Annotated in this window: 17 protein-coding genes; 12 read left to right on the top strand and 5 right to left on the bottom strand. The window is 59.2% G+C overall.

Annotated elements, in window-relative coordinates; all coding sequences use genetic code 11:
• Positions 1 to 166: 166 nt before the first annotated feature.
• The 7 genes from CAG47_RS03460 to CAG47_RS03430 all read left to right on the top strand — a co-directional run bounded on the left by CAG47_RS03460 (position 167) and on the right by CAG47_RS03430 (position 8,029).
• Positions 167 to 1,825 (top strand): Na/Pi cotransporter family protein, encoded by a 1,659-nt coding sequence (locus CAG47_RS03460; RefSeq protein WP_085723517.1) that lies wholly within the window; start codon positions 167 to 169, stop codon positions 1,823 to 1,825.
• A 56-nt stretch (positions 1,826 to 1,881) separates the two neighbouring features.
• Positions 1,882 to 3,258, top strand: a complete 1,377-nt coding sequence (locus CAG47_RS03455) for a pitrilysin family protein (protein WP_085723516.1) — start codon at positions 1,882 to 1,884, stop codon at positions 3,256 to 3,258.
• Positions 3,259 to 3,434: 176 nt separating this feature from the next.
• Complete coding sequence (locus tag CAG47_RS03450) at positions 3,435 to 4,463, top strand: DUF5924 family protein (protein WP_085723515.1); 1,029 nt, start codon at positions 3,435 to 3,437, stop codon at positions 4,461 to 4,463.
• Positions 4,464 to 4,517: 54 nt separating this feature from the next.
• Positions 4,518 to 5,666 carry an ABC transporter permease gene (locus CAG47_RS03445; protein ID WP_085723514.1) on the top strand — a complete coding sequence of 383 codons (1,149 nt, stop codon included), beginning with the start codon at positions 4,518 to 4,520 and terminating at the stop codon, positions 5,664 to 5,666.
• Positions 5,663 to 6,466, top strand: a complete 804-nt coding sequence (locus CAG47_RS03440) for an ABC transporter ATP-binding protein (RefSeq protein ID WP_085723513.1) — start codon at positions 5,663 to 5,665, stop codon at positions 6,464 to 6,466. Before CAG47_RS03445 ends, CAG47_RS03440 begins: the two co-directional genes overlap by 4 nt.
• Before the next feature lies 1 nt (position 6,467).
• Positions 6,468 to 7,406, top strand: coding sequence for an MlaD family protein (locus CAG47_RS03435; RefSeq protein WP_085723512.1), 939 nt, complete (start codon positions 6,468 to 6,470; stop codon positions 7,404 to 7,406).
• Complete coding sequence (locus tag CAG47_RS03430; RefSeq protein ID WP_085723511.1) at positions 7,403 to 8,029, top strand: ABC-type transport auxiliary lipoprotein family protein; 627 nt, start codon at positions 7,403 to 7,405, stop codon at positions 8,027 to 8,029. Before CAG47_RS03435 ends, CAG47_RS03430 begins: the two co-directional genes overlap by 4 nt.
• 66 nt (positions 8,030 to 8,095) lie before the next feature.
• Here CAG47_RS03430 and CAG47_RS03425 read toward each other — a convergent pair whose 3' ends face one another.
• Complete coding sequence (locus CAG47_RS03425) at positions 8,096 to 8,746, bottom strand: HAD family hydrolase (protein ID WP_085723510.1); 651 nt, start codon at positions 8,744 to 8,746, stop codon at positions 8,096 to 8,098.
• 27 nt (positions 8,747 to 8,773) lie between these two features.
• Positions 8,774 to 9,319, bottom strand: a complete 546-nt coding sequence (locus CAG47_RS03420) for a gamma carbonic anhydrase family protein (RefSeq protein WP_085723509.1) — start codon at positions 9,317 to 9,319, stop codon at positions 8,774 to 8,776.
• An 88-nt stretch (positions 9,320 to 9,407) separates the two neighbouring features.
• Between CAG47_RS03420 and prlC the strand changes: the two genes are divergently transcribed.
• Positions 9,408 to 11,459: an oligopeptidase A gene (gene prlC, locus CAG47_RS03415; RefSeq protein WP_085723508.1), complete on the top strand. Its 2,052-nt coding sequence runs from the start codon at positions 9,408 to 9,410 to the stop codon at positions 11,457 to 11,459.
• Complete coding sequence (locus tag CAG47_RS03410) at positions 11,456 to 11,734, top strand: YheV family putative zinc ribbon protein (RefSeq protein ID WP_085723507.1); 279 nt, start codon at positions 11,456 to 11,458, stop codon at positions 11,732 to 11,734. The genes prlC and CAG47_RS03410 overlap by 4 nt, the downstream gene beginning before the upstream one ends.
• Positions 11,735 to 11,771: 37 nt before the next feature.
• Here CAG47_RS03410 and CAG47_RS03405 read toward each other — a convergent pair whose 3' ends face one another.
• Positions 11,772 to 12,416, bottom strand: coding sequence for a dual specificity protein phosphatase family protein (locus CAG47_RS03405; RefSeq protein ID WP_085723506.1), 645 nt, complete (start codon positions 12,414 to 12,416; stop codon positions 11,772 to 11,774).
• Positions 12,417 to 12,548: 132 nt separating this feature from the next.
• A complete protein-coding gene (locus CAG47_RS03400) occupies positions 12,549 to 13,133 on the bottom strand; it encodes a hypothetical protein (protein WP_085723505.1) in 585 nt (194 codons plus the stop codon).
• Between the two features lie 319 nt (positions 13,134 to 13,452).
• Here CAG47_RS03400 and CAG47_RS03395 point away from each other — a divergent pair, with 319 nt between their 5' ends.
• The 3 genes from CAG47_RS03395 (at position 13,453) to CAG47_RS03385 (ending at position 17,102) form a co-directional block, all read left to right on the top strand.
• Entirely contained in the window at positions 13,453 to 14,511 is a 1,059-nt protein-coding gene (locus CAG47_RS03395; RefSeq protein ID WP_085723504.1) for a PA0069 family radical SAM protein, read from the top strand.
• A 242-nt stretch (positions 14,512 to 14,753) separates the two neighbouring features.
• Positions 14,754 to 15,485: a carbonic anhydrase gene (locus CAG47_RS03390; RefSeq protein ID WP_085723503.1), complete on the top strand. Its 732-nt coding sequence runs from the start codon at positions 14,754 to 14,756 to the stop codon at positions 15,483 to 15,485.
• 90 nt (positions 15,486 to 15,575) lie between these two features.
• Positions 15,576 to 17,102, top strand: coding sequence for a SulP family inorganic anion transporter (locus CAG47_RS03385; protein ID WP_085723502.1), 1,527 nt, complete (start codon positions 15,576 to 15,578; stop codon positions 17,100 to 17,102).
• Positions 17,103 to 17,223: 121 nt separating this feature from the next.
• Here the strand turns inward: CAG47_RS03385 and CAG47_RS03380 are convergent, their stop codons facing one another.
• Positions 17,224 to 17,874, bottom strand: coding sequence for a hypothetical protein (locus CAG47_RS03380; RefSeq protein WP_085723501.1), 651 nt, complete (start codon positions 17,872 to 17,874; stop codon positions 17,224 to 17,226).
• Between the last annotated feature and the right edge of the window lie 112 nt (positions 17,875 to 17,986).

Here is a 17,986-nt window from a genome sequence, read left to right as displayed (position 1 = left end):
TGGCTGGAAGGCCAATGTTTCATGACAGTTTTGTTTCAATCCCTTCTTTGGCTATGCGATGCTGGCGCGCAGACCGTTAGCCAACTACAGCTTAAGTACAGAACGTAGAACGTCGCGCGGCACCGTCAATTTGCTCCTTTGGGGCGCTACACCACAGGGGGTCGATATGCTCACCCTGCTCAATTTGCTTTCCGCCGTGGCCCTGCTGATCTGGGGCACGCACATCGTCCGAACCGGCATCCTGCGGGTCTACGGCACCAACCTGCGCCATGTCATTGGCCATAACATGTCCAAACGCTGGCTGGCGTTCGTCTCCGGGATCGCCGTGACGGCGATGGTCCAGAGCAGTAACGCCACCGCCATGCTCGTCACCTCCTTTGTCGGCCAGGGCTTGATGGCGCTGACCCCGGCACTGGCCACCATGCTTGGCGCGGACGTCGGTACGGCATTGATGGCGCGGGTGCTGACGCTTGATCTGTCATGGTTGTCGCCGTTGCTGATCTTTGTCGGGGTGATCTTCTTTCTGTCGCGCAAGCAGACTCGGCTTGGTCAACTGGGCCGTGTCGCCATTGGCTTGGGGTTGATCATCCTGGCGCTGCAACTGATTGTCGAAGCGGCGCATCCGATTACCCATGCCAAAGGGGTGAAGGTGATTTTCGCCTCGCTCACCGGCGACATCCTGCTCGATGCCCTGATCGGGGCACTGTTCGCGATGATTTCCTATTCCAGCCTGGCCGCTGTGCTGCTGACCGCAACCCTGGCAGGCGCCAACGTGATCAGTCTGCCAGTGGCCATCGGGCTGGTGATCGGCGCCAATATCGGTAGCGGCGTACTCGCCTTCCTCAGCACCAGCATGCAGAACGCCGCCGGGCGCCAAGTGGCGTTGGGCAGCCTGCTGTACAAACTGATTGGTCTTTTATTGATCATTCCAGTGCTCGATCCACTTGCGCACTGGCTCGATGGCCTCGATTTCAGCGCTCAGGAAATGGTCATCGGCTTTCACCTGCTCTACAACACCGTGCGCTGCCTGATCCTGCTGCCCAGCATCGAACCGATGGCCAGGTTTTGTGCCTGGGTGCTGCCGGAGCGCACGCTGGCCAACGGCACGGCCAAGCCCCGGCATCTTGATCCCACGGCATTGGACACGCCAGGTTTGGCGTTGGCCAACGCGGCCCGGGAAACCCTGCGCATAGGCGATTTGATCGACAGCATGCTCGAGGCCATGCTCGACGTGTTGCGCGGCAAGCAAACCGCTGTCACCCAGGAAGTGCGCCGCCTGTCCGACGATGTCGAAGCGCTCTACAGCGCGATCAAGTTGTATCTGGCACAAATGCCCCGGGAGGATCTCAGCGATCAGGACAGCCGGCGCTGGGCGGAGATCATTGAGCTGGCGATCAACCTGAAACTCGCCAGCGACTTGATCGAACGCATGTTGCGCAAGATCCAGCAGCAGAAAACCTCGCAGCACCGGTCGTTTTCCGACGTCGGGCTGGACGAATTGACCGGTCTGCATGCTCAGTTGATTTCCAACCTGCGGCTCGGAATGTCGGTGTTTCTCAGCGCCGATCAGGAAAGCGCTCGCCAGTTGGTGCGTGAGAAACGTCGTTTCCGTGCACAGGAACGGCGCCTGGCTCATGCTCATGTCAGCCGTTTGCAACGTAAAATCGTGCAAAGTATCGAAACCAGTTCGTTGCACCTGGAGCTGATCGCCGACATGAAGCGTCTGAATTCGCTGTTTTGCAGCAGTGCCTATGTGGTGCTGGAAACATCCGACACCGGCGCGCTGGTGGTCGATGATTTGACTGACATTACTCATTCACCCTGAACGACCACAGTTGCCTGAAGTCTGTTGAACTTACGCTAGTCGTATGGAAACCCGTTATGCGTTGTCTGCTGTTCGCCTGCCTGTTGCTTGGTTCCTTCCCGTCATTTGCCCTGGATCGCTTTCAGGTCGAGGGCTACACGCTGCGCAACGGTTTGCAGTTGCTGCTCAAACCCGGCACTGACCGCGGGCATGTGGCGATCCGGCTGGTGGTCGGCGTTGGCCTGGACGATTTCGGCTGCGAAGAAAAGGAATTGCCGCATCTGCTGGAGCACCTGCTGTTCAGTGGCATCGACGCCAGCGGCGAAGGTGGCCTGGAAGAGCGCATGCAGGCCCTGGGCGGCGAGTGGAATGCCTTCACCAGCAACGCCGATACGACTTTCGTCATCGAAGCCCCGGCGAAAAACCAGCGCAAGGTGCTCGACCTGCTGCTGGCGCTGCTGACCCAGACCCGTTTCGACGACAACGCCATCAACGCGGCCAAGCAAGTGGTCGAGCGGGAAGACGGCGGTCACTACTCGCATCTGCAACGCTGGCTCGATCGGCAGGACCTGGGCCACACGGCCAGCAACCAACTGGCCGTGGAACTGGGCCTCAAATGCCCGGAGCGTGCGCAAGTCGATGACCTGACCCATGAGCAACTGGAGCAGGTACGCAAGGACTGGTATGCGCCGAACAACATGACCCTGATCGTGGTCGGCGACCTCGACAAGTTGCTGCCGGCCTATCTGGAGCGTGCGTATGGCGCGCTGGAGGCGATCAACCCGGGCGAGCATCCGCCCCTGCCGCAAATTCAGACCAGCGCCGCCCACGAGCGCACCCTGACCCACGGTCTGGTCGGCAACGGCGCCAAACTGCACTGGCTGGTGCCGGAGCCGGTGCTGGAAGACGGGCACGACCAAACCTTCGATTTACTCAAGGATTATCTGGATTGGGCAATCTATCGCCAGATGCGTCTGGCTCACGGTTTGTCCTACGGCCCGTGGGCGGAACGCGAGGTGTTCGGCGGCGTGGGTTTCATGAGCCTCAATGCCGACCTTGAGCGCGACGACGTGTCTGAGGCCGAACAAGTGCTTGAAGACTTGAAAGCCGATTTGCTCAGGGACGGCCTCAATGCCGATACCTTCAACCGCCTCAAACAGGCCGCGATTGCCCGCCAGGCCTGGGCCGTACAAGGCAACAGTGCGTTGGCCGACTATTACTGGAGCGCCATCGGCGACTACGAGGACGGCCGGTTCACCAACCCGGCCCGGGAGCTGCAAGGGGTGACGCTGCAAGAGGCGAACAAGGCCATGCGTGAACTGCTGTTGCAGCCGGGGTATTTGCGGATCGAGAAGCCCTTGCTCAGTTATGACCAGTTGATGTGGCTGGTGGTCGCAGTGGCGGGGTTGCTGGTGTTAAGTCTGGGGGCATGGCGTTTTCATCGCGCAGGGTAAACATTCCTTGTGGGAGCGGCTGGCCCTTCCAACATTGATGTCGACCGCTACACCGCTTCGCGAGCAGGCTCGCTCCCACAGGTTGCACCGCGTAACTGACCGCAAACCCTCGCCACGCGGCGCCCTCGCGGGTACCCTGTCGAGGTTTTTTCCTACGACTACTGTGAACCCGCCGAATGCAAAACCTGACCCTTTTCGTACAGCGCATCCTCGAGTTGATGAAGCGCTATCCCGGGGTCATTGCGCTCGCCGGTTTCATCTCCGGGGTAGGCAGTTTCATTCTGGTCGATCGTCAGCAAGGCCTGGCGAGCTGGATCACCACCATCATGCTGATCAGTTGGATCTGGCTGATGCTGGAAAACAGCCTGACCAAGCTGTTCGCGCGCATTTTCAAGCGCGAAATCCCGGAGCCGTTACTGCGTTACGCAACGCAGATGATCCATCAGGAAAGCCTGTTCTTTGTCCTGCCGTTCTTCTTCATCACCACGACGTGGAACAGCGGGCAGTTGTTTTTCACCGGGCTGCTGGGCGTCGCGGCGCTGATTTCGATCATCGACCCGCTGTACTACAAGTGGCTGGCACCACGACGCTGGGCATTCCTGGCCCTGCACACCTTGACCCTGTTCGCCGCGCTGCTCACCGCGTTGCCGGTGATCATGCACCTGACGACGTCGCAAAGCTTCAAATGGGCGCTGGGTATCTCGGTGCTGCTGTCGTTCCCAAGCCTGGCGTCGATCTTCCCGATTCGTACGGTACGCAGTGCGTTGGCGATCTTGAGCATCACCTTGGGTATCGGTTTCGTTGGTTGGGAGCTGCGTTCGTGGGTGCCACCGGCAACGTTGTGGATGACCGACGTGGCCATCAGCACGCAAATACAAGACCGCACGCCCGGCGCCAGCCTCGATGCAGTCAGCACCGAACAGATTCGCAATGGCGGGCTCTACGCATACACCGCGATCAATGCCCCGCGTGGTCTGGATGAGCGGATTTATCACGTCTGGCAGTTCAACGGAAAAGAGGTCGACCGTATTGCGCTGGATATCCACGGCGGGCGCAAGGAAGGTTATCGGGCCTGGACCCACAAGCAGAACTTCCCGGGCAACCCGGCCGGCAAATGGCAGGTGCGGGTACTGACCGAAGATGGCCAGGTCATCGGCGTGCTGCGTTTCAAGGTCACGGACAGCACAGCGATCAAAGAAAAGTAGTGCGGTTCGTGCTATTACGTAGAGCTGCGTAATCACTGAACAAGCACGGAGCTTATGATCAGCAGCACGATGGCCGGCACCGCCCGATTGGACACGTCGATTACCCCTGCGCGATTGCGGGTAACGGGCGACTGGACGCTTGTCCATTACGCCGAGCTCAAGCTGTTGAGCGAAAAACTCCACGGCCAGTACGACGCCAACACCCCCATCGACCTCAATGGTCTCGGCGCTCTCGACACTGCTGGCGCCTCGCTATTGGTGGAACTGCTCGGCTCCGAGCGCCTCGGCCGCTCCGCTGAACATCCTGACTGCACGCTTTCCGCTGCAGACCGCGCGTTGCTGCAAACCGTCTATTGCTCGTTGACCGATTTCTGCGTATCGATCAAGGAGCCGGAAGTCAGCGTTTCCATTCAGTTGCTGACCCGCATTGGCCGCGCGGTGGACACCGTCTGGCAGGACACCCTGCAACTGCTGGGTTTCGTTGGTCTGATCATCGAAACCATTGCCCGCGGCCTGTTCTGTCCCAAGCGTTGGCGTGTCACCTCGATGATCGCGCATATTGAACAGACCGGTCTCGATGCCGCCCCCATCGTTGCGTTGCTGACTTTTCTGGTGGGCGCCGTAGTGGCGTTTCTCGGGTCGACGGTACTGGCCACTTTCGGTGCCACGGTCTTTACCGTTGACCTGGTGGGATTTGCCTTTCTGCGCGAGTTCGGCGTCTTGCTGACGGCGATCCTGATGGCCGGGCGCACCGCCAGCGCGTTCACGGCGCAGATCGGTTCGATGAAGGCCAACGAAGAAATCGACGCCATCCGCACCCTGGGCCTCGACCCCGTGGAATTGCTGGTGGTGCCGCGAGTCCTGGCGTTGCTGATTGCCCTGCCGATGCTGACCTTTCTGGCAATGCTGTCGGGGATTATCGGCGGTGGCGTGGTTTGCGCGGTGGCGCTGGATATCTCGCCAGCGATGTTCCTGTCGCTATTGCAAACAGACATCGGCGTTCAGCACTTTCTGGTGGGCATCGTCAAAGCACCGGTCTTCGCCTTCCTCATCGCCGCCATCGGTTGTCTTGAAGGTTTCAAGGTCAGTGGCAGCGCCGAGTCCGTCGGTGCCCATACCACGTCGAGCGTGGTGCAGTCGATTTTCGTGGTGATCGTGATGGATGCGATAGCCGCGATGTTTTTCATGGAGATGGGCTGGTGAGTCGATTACCCCGAGCGCCCTCCGAGGCGGTGATTGAAGTCCGTGGGCTGTGCAACCGCTTTGGCCGCCAGAGCGTGCACGAGAACCTCGACCTGGATTTGTACAAGGGCGAAATCCTCGCCGTGGTCGGCGGTTCCGGCAGTGGCAAATCGGTGTTGCTGCGCAGCATTGTCGGGCTGCGCCAGCCCAGTGAAGGGGTGGTGAAAGTCTTCGGCAAGAACCTGCCAAGCCTGTCCGAGCACGAGCGTTCGCTGGTGGAGCGACGATTCGGTGTGCTGTTCCAGAAGGGGGCGCTGTTTTCCTCGCTGACGGTGACGGAGAACGTTGCCCTGCCGCTGATCGAACACGCCGGCTTGAGCCGCAACGATGCCGAGCACCTGGCGGCGGTGAAAATGGCCTTGGCCGGGTTGCCGTTGTCAGCGGCGGATAAGTATCCAGCGTCGCTGTCGGGGGGCATGATCAAGCGTGCCGCATTGGCCCGGGCGCTGGCACTGGATCCGGACATCCTGTTCCTCGACGAGCCCACCGCCGGGCTCGATCCGATCGGCGCCGCCGCGTTCGACCAGTTGATCCTGACGCTGCGCGATGCCCTGGGCCTGAGCGTTTTTCTGGTGACCCATGACCTCGACACGCTTTACACCATCACCGACCGGGTGGCGGTGCTGGCGCAGAAAAAAGTGCTGGTGGCGGACGCCATCGACAAGGTCTCGGAAACCAACGATCCGTGGATTCACGAATACTTCCATGGCCCTCGCGGCCGCGCGGCATTGACAGCCGCTCAACAGCTCAACGAGGTCTGACATGGAAACCCGAGCCCATCATGTACTGATCGGCCTGTTCACCGTGATGGTGGTGACGGCCGCGCTGCTGTTCGGCCTGTGGCTGGCCAAGTCCAGCGTCGATACCGAATTCAAGGATTACGAGGTTGTGTTCAACGAGGCGGTCAGTGGTTTGTCCAAGGGCAGTTCGGTGCAATACAGCGGGATCAAGGTCGGCGACGTGATCTCGCTGCGCCTGGACCCCAAGGACCCGCGTCGGGTGCTGGCGCGCATTCGCCTGGCCGGTGATACCCCGGTCAAGGAAGACACCCAGGCCAAACTGGCCCTGACCGGCGTCACCGGGACCTCGATCATTCAGCTTAGCGGCGGCACGCCACAGAGCCCGACGCTCAAGGGCAAGGACGGTAACCTGCCGACCATCGTCGCCTCGCCCTCGCCCATCGCCCGTCTGCTCGATGACAGCGAAGACCTGATGGCCGGGGTGAATACCTTGATGCACAACGCCAACCTGATGTTCTCCACGGAAAACATCGAGCGCATCAGCAACACCCTGGAGCACCTGGAGCAAACCACCGGGACCATTGCCGAGCAGCGCGGCGATATCCGCCAGGCCATGCAGCAACTGGCCTCGGTCGGCAAGCAGGCCAACACCATGCTGGAGCAGACCACGGCGCTGATGCGCAATGCCAACGGGCTGCTCAACGAGCACGGCAAGGACGCGCTGGGCAGTGCCGAACAGGCGATGAAGTCGCTGCAGGAAAGCAGCGCCACCCTCAACAAACTGATCACTGCCAATCAGGAGTCGCTCAACAGTGGCATGCAAGGCCTCAATGGCCTGGGCCCGGCCGTGCACGAGATGCGCGAAACCCTGAGCTCGTTGCGCGCCATTACCGAGCGTCTGGAGGCCAACCCCAGCGGTTACCTGCTGGGCAGTGAAAAGACCAAGGAATTCACGCCATGAAGCTGATTCAAATTGCCCTCCTCGCTGGCTTCACACTGATCAGTTCGTGCTCGATCCTGCCCAAGCCCGAGCCCTTCGAAATGTATCGGTTGCCGTCGGCCCAGAGCAACGCTTCGGCCAGTCAAGGCACGCCGCAGCGCTGGTCGTTGCGCCTGACCAGATTCCAGTCCAGCGAAGCATTGAACAGTCCGAACATTGCCGTTATTCCTCAGGGCGATGTGATCAGCCACTACAAGGGGGCACGCTGGAGCGACCCGGCACCGGTGCTGGTGCGCAATCGCCTGCTGGACGGTTTCCAGCATGACGGGCGGGTGCCGCTGCTGAGCACCGATGACAGCATTTTCCAGACCGATCTTGAATTGGGCGGTAGCCTGCAGGCATTCCAGACGGAATACCGGGGCACGAATGCCAGCGTGGTCGTGCGTCTGGATGCATTGCTGGTGCGCAGCTATGACCAGCGCCTGCTCGCCAGCCGCCGCTTTGAAGTGCGCCAGCCGATCAGTGATGTGCAGGTTCCGGCGGTGGTGGCCGGGTTCGGTCAGGCCAACGATCAATTGACCGCGCAGGTGGTGAACTGGGCGGTCGAGCAAGGGCAAAGGTTGGCTCCGCCGCCAAGGCCCTGAAGAATTACGCAGTCCCCTGTGGGAGGGGCGGTGCGGCGATCCCACAGTTGATTTGTGTCGATCCTGTCAGCGCTGCAAAAACGCCCGGTGCATCTCTTCCAGCGTTTCAAAGTGATACGCCGGCGCTTCGGCGCTCAACTCTTCGTGGCTGCCGAACCCGTAACCCACTGCTGCCGCGTCCAGGCCGTTGCTGCGCGCGCCGATCAGGTCGTGCTTGCGGTCGCCAATCATCAGGGTGTTGGCCGGGTCCAGGTTTTCTTCGGCCATCAGGTGAGCGATCAGCTCGACCTTGTTGGTCCGGGTGCCATCCAGTTCACTGCCATAAATCACCTTGAAGTGTTTGGCAAAGTCGAAATGCCGGGCGATCTCCCGGGCGAACACCCAGGGTTTCGAGGTCGCGATATACAGTTGCCGGCCTTGTCCGCTCAGGGTTTCCAACAGCGGCGTGACACCTTCGAACACCCGGTTTTCGTAGAGGCCGGTGACCTTGAAACGCTCGCGATAGAAATTCACCGCCTCCCACGCCCTGGCTTCGTCGAAGTCGTAGAACTGCATGAACGCCTGCAACAGCGGCGGGCCGATGAAATGTTCGAGTTTGGCCAGGTCCGGCTCATCGATACCCAGTTTGCCCAAGGCGAACTGGATCGAACGGGTAATGCCCTCGCGCGGGTCGGTCAGCGTGCCATCGAGGTCGAACAAAACGGTTTGGTAATGCATGTTGAATCCTGAATATGAGGGGCCGGGTCAGAGCTGGTCGTAGCCTTCGGCCAGATGCAGGTCCTTGAGCTTCACGTAGTTCGCCGCGCTGTAGGTGAAAAAGGCACGTTCCTTGTCAGTCAGCGGACGAACCTGCTTCACCGGGCTGCCCACATACAGGAAGCCGCTTTGCAGATGCTTGCCTGGCGGCACTAGGCTACCGGCACCGATGATCACATCATCGTCGACCAGCGCACCGTCCATGACGATGCTGCCCATGCCGATCAACACCCGGCTGCCCACCGAACAGCCATGCAGCATGACCTTGTGGGCGATGGTGACGTCGTCGCCGATCAGCAGTGGAAAGCCATCGGGGTTGAACGGCCCGGCGTGGGTGATGTGCAAAACACAGCCATCCTGCACGCTGGTGCGCGCGCCGATGCGGATGCGGTGCATGTCGCCACGGATCACTGTCAGCGGCCAGACCGAGCTGTCTTCGCCGATTTCAACATCGCCGATCACTACCGCCGAGCCGTCGACAAAAGCGCCTTTGCCCAGCAGCGGCGTGTGGTTCTGATACTTGCGAAGGTTCACGATAGGGTTTCTCTCTGTCGCTGATAGCTGCGGTGAATGTCGATTGTAATTAAGATGGCTGCATGTTTCTCCAGCCAAGGTATCAACCGTGAGCGTGAACAACCCTCTTTTGCAGTCCTACGACCTGCCGCCGTTCTCCGCCATCCGCGCCGAACACGTACAGCCGGCCATCGAACAGATCCTGGCTGACAACCGTGCCGCCATCGTAGAGATCCTCAAGACCCAGGCCAAACAGCCATCGTGGGCCGGCCTGGTCCTGGCGATGGACGAGCTCAACGATCGCCTGGGTGCCGCCTGGAGCCCGGTCAGTCACCTCAACGCGGTGTGCAACAGCGCCGAATTGCGTGAAGCCTACGAGTCGTGCCTGCCGGCCTTGAGCGCTTACTCCACCGAGCTTGGCCAGAACCGCGAACTGTTCCAGGCCTTCGAAGCCCTGGCGAACAGCCCGGAAGCGGCCGGTTTCGATGTGGCGCAGAAAACTATCCTGGAACACTCCCTGCGTGACTTCCGTTTGTCGGGTATCGACCTGCCGGAAGCCGAGCAGAAGCGCTACGCCGAAGTGCAGAGCAAGCTGTCCGAGTTGGGCAGCCGGTTCTCCAACCAGTTGCTCGACGCCACTCAGGCGTGGACCAAGCACATCACCGATGAAGCCGCCCTTGCCGGCCTGACCGATTCGGCCAAGGCACAAATGGCTGCTGCGGCACAGGCCAAGGACCTGGACGGCTGGCTGATCACCCTGGAGTTCCCCAGCTACTACGCGGTGATGACCTACGCCCAGGACCGCGCACTGCGAGAAGAAGTCTACGCGGCCTACTGCACCCGTGCGTCGGACCAGGGACCGAATGCCGGTCAGAATGACAACGGCCCGGTCATGGAAGAAATCCTCGACCTGCGTCAGGAGCTGGCCAAACTGTTGGGCTTCAGCAGTTTCTCCGAACTGAGCCTGGCGACCAAAATGGCCGAATCCAGCGACCAGGTGCTGAACTTCCTGCGTGACCTGGCCAAGCGCAGCAAGCCGTTCGCCGCCCAGGACCTGGAACAGCTCAAGGCCTATGCTGCCGAGCAAGGTTGTCCGGACCTGCAAAGCTGGGACAGCGGCTTCTACGGCGAAAAACTCCGTGAGCAGCGTTACAGCGTGGCTCAGGAAACCCTGCGCGCCTACTTCCCGATCGACAAGGTGCTCAGCGGCCTGTTCGCTATCGTTCAGCGTCTGTACGGCATCGAGATCGCCGAGCAGAAGGGCTTCGACACCTGGCACCCGGATGTGCGCCTGTTCGAGATCAAGGAAAACGGCCAGCACGTTGGCCGCTTCTTCTTCGACCTTTATGCCCGCGCCAACAAGCGTGGCGGTGCCTGGATGGATGGCGCCCGCGACCGTCGTCGCACCGCTGGCGGTGTATTGCAAAGCCCGGTGGCAAACCTGGTGTGCAACTTCACCCCGGCCGACAGCGGCAAGCCGGCATTGTTGACCCATGACGAAGTCACCACCCTGTTTCACGAATTCGGTCACGGCCTGCATCACCTGCTGACCCGTGTCGAGCATGCCGGCGTGTCCGGCATCAACGGCGTGGCCTGGGATGCCGTCGAACTGCCAAGCCAGTTCATGGAAAACTGGTGCTGGGAGCCGGAAGGCCTGGCGTTGATTTCCGGTCATTATGAAACCGGCGAACCGCTGCCTCAGGACTTGCTCGGGAAAATGCTCGCGGCGAAAAACTTCCAGTCTGGCCTGATGATGGTCCGCCAACTGGAGTTCTCGCTGTTCGACTTCGAACTGCACGCCACTCACGGCGACGGCCGCGGCGTACTGCAAGTACTCGAAGGCGTGCGTGACGAGGTTTCGGTGATGCGTCCGCCGGCTTACAACCGCTTCCCCAACAGCTTTGCGCACATTTTCGCTGGCGGTTATGCCGCGGGCTACTACAGCTACAAATGGGCTGAAGTGCTCTCGGCCGATGCGTTTTCGAAGTTCGAAGAGGAAGGTGTGCTCAACGCTGATACCGGACGTGCGTTCCGCGAAGCGATTCTGGCACGTGGCGGTTCTCAGGAGCCGATGGTGCTGTTCGTCGACTTCCGTGGCCGGGAGCCATCGATTGACGCACTCTTGCGCCACAGCGGCCTGAGTGAGGACGCGGCAGCATGAGCGAGGGGCCTGTGATTACGAAAAAACGCTTTATCGCCGGGGCGGTCTGCCCGGCATGCAGCGAGCCGGACAAGTTGATGATGTGGAGTGAAGACAGCGTGCCGCATCGCGAGTGCGTGGCCTGCGGTTACTCCGACACACTCAATGAGCAAGGGCTGTCGGTGCCCAAGGAGCTCGGCACGCGGGTCAATACGACCGTGCCCAAAGCCCCGGATACCAAGGTTCAGGCCGTGCAGTTTTTCCCGAACCCGAAGCTGAAGAAAAAGCCTGAGTGAAATAAAGCCCCCGTAGCGCCATGCCACGGGGGCTTTTTTATTCGATATGAGCGGACTTGAACCAGCTCTTCATCGAGCACGCGGCGAACGGGCTGGTGCTGCAATCGCCATTGGCCAGGGCCGTGCGCAGCTTTTCCACGTCAGCCTGCATCATGTAACGAATGCCATCCTTGAAATGGGTACTGTCACCAAAGCCGCCCTGGGTCATTTCGTTCAGGGCCTCTTCCTTGCTCCAGCCCTGGATGACAACCCGGTACATGGCCGCCATAAGACCGGTGCGGTCAGACCCGTGTTTGCAGTGCATCAGCACCGGGCCTTTGGCTTCGGCAGACTTGATGGCGCGCAAGGCCTTGAGCACATCGGCGTCATCCACATGGTTGGTACGATAAGGCAGCTGTACTTGCGTGATGCCTGGCGTGGACAGCCAGCTGGCGTCCGCTTCAGGCAGGAAGTTGATCACCGTGCCGACCTTGAGTTTCTCCAACAGTGGCACGGCATCTTTGTCCGGCAAGGCGCTGCGATAGAGCGTCGGCGACATCTGGAAGAGGTTGTACTGCTTCTCGACCGGTTGAGCCCATTCCGCTGGGCGCGGCGGGGTAGCGTCGTCAGCGAAGACCGGTGTCAGCGTGAGAAAGGCGACCAGTGACAGGCACATTGCCGGGATAAAACGCGGTAAGGACATGCAGGGTTAACCGTTCTGGAAGAGGCAGGATGTTGGCGTTCAGCTTCAACCTTGAGCGGTCAAAGGGCTGTGAGGCAGGTGTCAATGAAATGTGAAATGGCGCTGGTTATCTGAAATCAGTTCGTGGCGCCTTTACAGTTTCAATATGTAGAAAGCTTTGGCCAGATTTTCCAAGTCGGGTATTACATCGTTACCGAAGCCTGTTGAGTAACCTCCCCTTACTGCAAAACTATTACCCTCATCAAATGATTTGCCGTAGTAGTAAGCTCTGAGTTCCAATTCCTCCTCCTCATACATATACAGCGCTTCAATTCGCAGGGTATGTATCAGGGGAGGCAATGGTTCAACAGGTTTTGTTGGATCAAAAACATCTACATCGTCGACCGGGCCCCGCGAAATGTAAACAAGAAGGTCCGGGTCAATTACTGATTGATGGTAGAAGGCAAGGGCGAGCTGATTAATTGCATTTATATCTTTTTCATCAATGCTGCCGTCGCGGATTACATTTATATCTGACCATGGATCAAAATCGAGGCTGTGTTGCCTGGTTTCATTATTTATATGCAGCGTCATGGTTGTTATGGCGCTGAAACGATCATCATATTGCCGGTTGGCAACATCGACCGTGTTTTCTCTCACCAGTTTTATAATCACTTTATCACTTTCCGGTGAGTCTATTCGACGTAGAAATACACCTGGATTACTGGGTTTCCACATGATTTTTATCCTTGTTAGTCAACTTTGTCGCGCATGGGTTATATGCACGGCAGGTCATTGATATTGCTGTCGCAATCGATGTTTATAATGATGTTTCCGAGGATTTAAGAATAAAATAATCAGTTCCTTTAGATGTATCCATGTTTATGTTTGCTGCAAAAATAGTAGCGCTACTGTCCGAGCCTGAACCAGGTTTTATATGTATCTCATGGTTACTTTGCAGAAACTCAAAATACAAAAAAGAGAAAGTGCCGAACGGCACTGGTGTGGTGAATGCTGATAATGTACTGTACATGCATACAGTTAAAGGGTTCCCCCCATGCACACGCCATTGCCCCCACGTGGCCGCGGCACAGCGACCAATCCGCACAACCGCTTCTCCATCAGCCGCTCGGTGGCCGAAGACGACGGCTGGTACCAGGAAGTCCCGCTCACCCAAGGCACCGAGGTGCGCATTGAAACGGCGAAAACCATCATTACCCGCAACACGTCGCCGGATTTGCCCTTCGATCGCTCGATCAATCCTTATCGCGGGTGTGAACATGGCTGTATTTACTGCTACGCAAGGCCGAGCCATGCCTATTGGGACATGTCGCCAGGGCTGGATTTCGAAACGAAACTGATCGCCAAGACCAACGCTGTGCAGGTGCTGGAAGAACAACTGTCCCGGCGTGGCTATCAATGCGCGCCGATCAACCTCGGCTCCAACACCGACCCGTATCAGCCGATCGAGCGTGAATACAGGATCACCCGGCAAACCCTCGAAGTACTGCTGCGTTATCGGCACCCGGTGACCATCGTCACCAAGGGCTCGCTGATTCTTCGCGACCTGGACCTGCTGACCGAACTTGCCCGGCACAGGCTGGTGGCGGTAATGATCAGCCTGACCACCCTGGACGACGAACTCAAGCGCATCCTCGAGCCCCGCGCAGCAGCGCCAAAGGCCCGCCTGCGAGCGATCCGGGTCATGCGCGATGCCGGAATTCCGGTGGGCGTGCTGTGTTCACCGATGATCCCCATGATCAACGACAGCGAACTCGAAAGCCTGCTCTGCGAGGCTCATGCGGCCGGAGCGCAAAGCGCCGCCTACATGATGTTGCGCTTGCCGCTGGAAGTGGCGCCGCTGTTCGAAGAATGGCTTGGCGCTCATTATCCGCAACGGGCCGCGCATGTGCTGAGTCTGATTCGCCAGAGCCGTGGCGGTGAACTCTATGACAGCCGATTTGGCGCTCGAATGCGCGGCGAAGGTCCGTTTGCGGACTTGCTGGCGCAGCGCTTTGCCAAAGCGATCAAACGGCTGGGAATCAATCACCGGGAGGGGTTCAATCTGGATTGCGAAGCCTTTTGTCCGCCGGGTCGCCAAATGTCGTTGATTTGAGGACAATTGGCCTATGGTGAGTACTGAAGAGCGCGTTCATATACTGTGAAGGTCACATTTTTGTGACCTGGAACGCGCGTTCTAGAGCGTTTCATTCAGTTTCAATTAAGATTCGGCCGCTACCTTGTTCATCGAGTGACTGATGGGTCGAGATGCTCGGCCTGGATGTTTTTTAACCAGCCACTGGCTCCACACCGGACCCCACGGGATGACTTTCCGAGCCCGCCAATGAGGATGAATTCATGAGTGACAAGGATAAACAGCCGTTGGCTGCGTCGGCTTCAGCCCAACCCGAGGCCGAAACCGCCGATGCAGCGTTGCAGCACATCGTTGACGGTTTTTTGCATTTTCATCATGAGGTCTTTCCCCAACAGGAAGAGCTCTTCAAGAAACTCGCCACGGCCCAGCGGCCAAGAGCGATGTTCATTGCCTGCGCCGATTCGCGCATCGTTCCCGAATTGATCACTCAAAGCTCCCCCGGGGATCTGTTCGTGACCCGCAATGTCGGTAACGTCGTACCGCCTTACGGGCAAATGAACGGCGGTGTTTCCACGGCCATCGAATACGCCGTACTCGCTCTGGGTGTGCATCACATCATCATTTGCGGGCACTCCGATTGTGGCGCCATGCGCGCGGTGCTCAACCCGGACAGTCTGGAAAAAATGCCGACGGTCAAAGCCTGGCTGCGTCATGCCGAAGTGGCCAAGACCATGGTGCAGGAGAACTGCAACTGCTCTAACGAAAGTGAAAGCATGCACATTCTCACCGAAGAGAATGTGATCGCCCAGTTGCAGCATTTGCGCACCCATCCGTCGGTGGCCTCGCGCATGGCCAACGGTCAGCTGTTTATCCACGGCTGGGTCTACAACATCGAAACCAGCGAAATCAAAGCCTATGACGCCGATCAAGGCTGTTTCCTGCCGCTCAATGGCAGCCTGCCAATTCCCGTGGCGACGCCCAAAGCGCGCTTCTAGATCCTCCTAAATCGTTGTGTGGTTCAGCCGGGGCTGCCGTTCAGGCAGCCTGGCTTTGCCATGCCTGAAGAAAACTTCGGGAGACTCACCATGCGTGCTGTTCGACTCAAAGCTGTTCTGCCACGGGAGCTACTGGCTTCGGTGGTTGTGTTCCTGGTCGCCCTGCCCCTGTGCATGGGTATCGCGATTGCCTCGGGGCTGCCGCCGGCAAAAGGTCTGATAACCGGCATCATCGGTGGTCTGGTCGTCGGCTGGCTGGCCGGCTCGCCGCTGCAGGTCAGCGGCCCGGCGGCGGGGCTGGCTGTTCTGGTGTTCGAACTGGTCCGCCAGCATGGTGTCGCCATGCTCGGACCCATTTTGTTGCTGGCGGGATTTCTGCAACTGGTGGCCGGTCGCTTGAAGTTGGGCTGCTGGTTTCGGGTGACCGCACCGGCGGTGGTTTACGGCATGCTGGCCGGGATTGGCGTGTTGATTGTCCTGTCGCAGGTGCATGTAATGCTGGATGCCGTGCCCAAAGCCTCGGGGCTGGATAATCTGTCAGCCTTCCCGGAGGCGCTGGCTCAGGCTTTGCCCACGTTTGGCTGGCAAGCCGGCTTGCTGGGTTTGTCGACCATTGCCGTCATGTGGCTGTGGGAAAAACTCCGTCCACAATCCCTGCGCTTCGTTCCCGGGGCGCTACTGGGCGTCGGTCTGGCCACGTTTACCAGCCTGATACTGACGTTGCAGGTCAAACGGGTCCAGGTGCCGGACAACCTGGCGCAAGCCATCGACTGGCTGAAGCCGGCGGATCTGCTCAACCTGGCCGATCCGACCCTGCTGATTGCCGCATTTGCCGTGGCCTTCATTGCCAGCGCCGAAACCCTGCTCTCAGCCGCAGCGGTGGATCGCATGCACAGCGGCCAGCGTTCGGACTTTGACCGCGAACTGTCGGCGCAAGGCATCGGCAATATGCTGTGTGGCCTGCTTGGGGCGTTGCCGATGACGGGCGTTATCGTGCGCAGTTCGGCGAATGTTCAGGCCGGAGCAACCACGCGCTTTTCAACCATTTTCCACGGCCTGTGGCTGCTGGCGTTCGTGCTGTTGCTGTCCAGCGTGCTGCAAAGCATTCCGGTGGCAAGCCTGGCGGGCGTACTGGTGTACACCGGCTTCAAGTTGGTGGATCTCAAGGTCTTTCGTGGTTTGGGTCGGTATGGTCTTGCGCCGATGGTCACTTACGCGGCAACCGCGCTCGCCATCGTTTTCACGGACTTGTTGACCGGCGTGCTGATTGGCTTTGGCCTGACGCTGGTGAAGCTGGCGCTGAAAGCCTCTCGATTGAAAATCAGCCTGGTCGACCTGCCTCAGGAAGGGCAAGTGGAATTGCGCCTGGCAGGGGCGGCGACCTTCCTCAAGGTGCCGGCGCTGACCCGGATGCTGGGTCGTATCGCTCCGGGCACGACCGTGCATGTGCCGCTCAACAACCTGAGCTACATCGATCACTCGTGCCTGGAGTTGCTGGAGGAGTGGGGGCGGGCCAATGCAGCCAAGGGTTCAAGGTTGGTGATTGAATCGCGGGGATTGAAGCGCAGGCTCGAAGGGCGGGTGCGGACGAACATTGGCTTGGGCGCGGCTGGCTGAGGCTCCTGTGTGGGAGCGAGCTGGTTCGCGATGGCGGCGTATCACTCAACATTGATGTTGAATGACGTGGCCTCATCGCGAGCAGGTTCGCTCCTACAGGGAGATTGTGTTTACCGCTGGATCAAGCCGCCGGCTGATCCAGCGCCAGGTCTACGCCCAGTCGGCGGGACATGCACGGCCAGCGTTTCCACGCGGCGCCGGTGTCCGGGCTTTTGAGCTTCTCACGGTAGGCTTCTACCGATTCCAGGGCGAAGCTTTCGTCGTTGAGCATCTCGTCGATGGCGTGATGTACCGCTTCGTCCAGTTGGTTGGCGAACGACTCACCGATCAATTGGTGAGCAATCAGGTTGGCGACAGTCATGTCCAGGGGGATCAGTGGCTGGCCGAAATGCTTGATGTACAGGTCGTTGACCTCTTCGACGAACCGATGCGCCAGATAGGCTTCATCCAGCAGGCTGTCGAGCCCGACGTGGCCAGCCATGATGGCTGGCGGCTGGAGGAAGTACTGCTCGGCGATTTTCAGCACCGGTTTGATCTGTGACTCAATGCCCGCTTCCCTTGCGACTTCATTGGCTGCATCCAGCAGATCGGGCACTTCTTCGATGTAGGCGGCGACAAATCGCGTCAGTACGCCGTTGGTATCGGTCTCCGGCAATTGGATCGACGGGTGTAGATGAGGCAGTTTGCTTTCCAGCTGACGCGTCAGCAGGCGGGTTTCGGCTTCGTGTTGTTGGGCTTTTTGGATCTGCTCGCGCAATGCGGCGGTGTTCATGAAAACTCCAGGAAACAAGGCAATGAAATAGGGAAGACATAACTTAGCTGGCTTACGAAAAATGCTAAGACGCATTTGTCATAATTACTTCATCCTTGAGACGCACCTGTTA

This window comes from Pseudomonas sp. R37(2017) (genome assembly GCF_002113375.1).
Lineage (GTDB): Bacteria > Pseudomonadota > Gammaproteobacteria > Pseudomonadales > Pseudomonadaceae > Aquipseudomonas.
Note: the sequence above shows the minus strand (reverse complement) of the source record. Positions and strands in the feature narration are given on the sequence as shown.

What these genes read in the sequence shown, in the direction of transcription:
- CAG47_RS03385 (WP_085723502.1), top strand. Translation starts at nt 15,576, where the DNA reads ATGCGTGCTGTTCGACTCAAAGCTGTTCTGCCACGGGAGCTACTGGCT.
- CAG47_RS03410 (WP_085723507.1), top strand. Translation starts at nt 11,456, where the DNA reads ATGAGCGAGGGGCCTGTGATTACGAAAAAACGCTTTATCGCCGGGGCG.
- CAG47_RS03450 (WP_085723515.1), top strand. Translation starts at nt 3,435, where the DNA reads ATGCAAAACCTGACCCTTTTCGTACAGCGCATCCTCGAGTTGATGAAG.
- CAG47_RS03435 (WP_085723512.1), top strand. Translation starts at nt 6,468, where the DNA reads ATGGAAACCCGAGCCCATCATGTACTGATCGGCCTGTTCACCGTGATG.
- CAG47_RS03445 (WP_085723514.1), top strand. Translation starts at nt 4,518, where the DNA reads ATGATCAGCAGCACGATGGCCGGCACCGCCCGATTGGACACGTCGATT.
- CAG47_RS03430 (WP_085723511.1), top strand. Translation starts at nt 7,403, where the DNA reads ATGAAGCTGATTCAAATTGCCCTCCTCGCTGGCTTCACACTGATCAGT.
- CAG47_RS03460 (WP_085723517.1), top strand. Translation starts at nt 167, where the DNA reads ATGCTCACCCTGCTCAATTTGCTTTCCGCCGTGGCCCTGCTGATCTGG.
- CAG47_RS03400 (WP_085723505.1), bottom strand. Translation starts at nt 13,133, where the DNA reads ATGTGGAAACCCAGTAATCCAGGTGTATTTCTACGTCGAATAGACTCA.
- CAG47_RS03390 (WP_085723503.1), top strand. Translation starts at nt 14,754, where the DNA reads ATGAGTGACAAGGATAAACAGCCGTTGGCTGCGTCGGCTTCAGCCCAA.
- CAG47_RS03455 (WP_085723516.1), top strand. Translation starts at nt 1,882, where the DNA reads ATGCGTTGTCTGCTGTTCGCCTGCCTGTTGCTTGGTTCCTTCCCGTCA.
- CAG47_RS03425 (WP_085723510.1), bottom strand. Translation starts at nt 8,746, where the DNA reads ATGCATTACCAAACCGTTTTGTTCGACCTCGATGGCACGCTGACCGAC.
- CAG47_RS03395 (WP_085723504.1), top strand. Translation starts at nt 13,453, where the DNA reads ATGCACACGCCATTGCCCCCACGTGGCCGCGGCACAGCGACCAATCCG.
- CAG47_RS03405 (WP_085723506.1), bottom strand. Translation starts at nt 12,416, where the DNA reads ATGTCCTTACCGCGTTTTATCCCGGCAATGTGCCTGTCACTGGTCGCC.
- CAG47_RS03380 (WP_085723501.1), bottom strand. Translation starts at nt 17,874, where the DNA reads ATGAACACCGCCGCATTGCGCGAGCAGATCCAAAAAGCCCAACAACAC.